This window comes from Pseudomonas sp. PF05, assembly GCF_056521845.1.
This window is the reverse complement of record NZ_JBWLPW010000064.1, coordinates 1-980: the sequence shown is the minus strand read 5'-3', so window position 1 is coordinate 980 and position 980 is coordinate 1. Positions and strand designations below refer to the sequence as shown.

The 980-nt window shown below is 62.1% G+C and carries 1 protein-coding gene; it reads right to left on the bottom strand.

Features of this window, described 5'->3' with window-relative positions; all coding sequences use genetic code 11:
• Nucleotides 1-980, bottom strand: a 980-nt coding sequence (locus AC09SL_RS29435) for an OprD family porin (protein WP_479572000.1), incomplete at both ends; no start/stop codon positions are given.

Below are 980 nucleotides of genomic sequence, written 5' to 3'. Positions count from 1 at the left end.
GCGGTGTGCACGTTGTCGCCGCTGATGTAGCGGTTCATCAACGTCAGGCCCGGCACGCCGACGGCGGCGAAGTTGAAGTCGTGGCGCACTTGCCAGGATTTTTCCTGGGCGTTGTCGTAGCTGGAGTTGTAGCTGTCGTTGGCCAGGGTGCCGCCGCTGGTGCCGTTGACGCGCATCCAGGCGTCGTCGCCGCTGAGTTTTTGCAGGCCGACGTAGAAGGTGTTGCCGCCGTATTTGGCCGAGAGCATGGCGAACGCGGTTTTGTTGTCCAGGTCGCCGGCTAGGGCGCTGCCGTCTTCCTTGCCGATGAAGTAGCCGAGGTTGGCACCCAGGGTCCAGTCACCGATGGGCTGGCTGTGGGTCAGGTTGAAATATTTTTGCTGGTAGATGTCGGACAGTTCCGAGTACCAGACGCCGACCTGGGTGCGTTTGTCGTTGAAGGCGTATTCGCCGCCGCCGAAGTTGAAACGGTCGGAGGTGAACGCGCCGCGGCCGTTCATCGACATGTCTTCCATGCTCGCGTCGTTGCGCGGGCTGTTGGCGCGGAACTGGCCGCCGTAGAGGCTCAGGCCGTTGATTTCAGTGGAGGTCACCTGGCCGCCGCGGAAGGTTTGCGGCAGGGAGCGGCCATCGTCGGAACGCAGGATCGGCAACACCGGCATCCATTCACCGACCTTCAGTTCGGTTTTCGATACCTTGGCCTTGAGGGCCACGCCCAGGCGGCCGAAGTCGTCGGCGGGGCGACCGTCGTCATGAACCGGCAACAAGGCAGTGTTCGCAGTGCCACGGCCGCCGTCGAGCTTGACCGAGTACATCCCCAGCACGTCCATGCCGAAACCGACCGTGCCTTGGGTGAAACCGGACTTGGCGTCGAGAATGAAGCTCTGGGTCCATTCCTCGGCTTTGCCCTGGGCGTTGTTCGGGTTGGTGAAGTTGCGGTTGATGTAGAAGTTGCGCAGGTTGAGATTGACCTTGGCGTC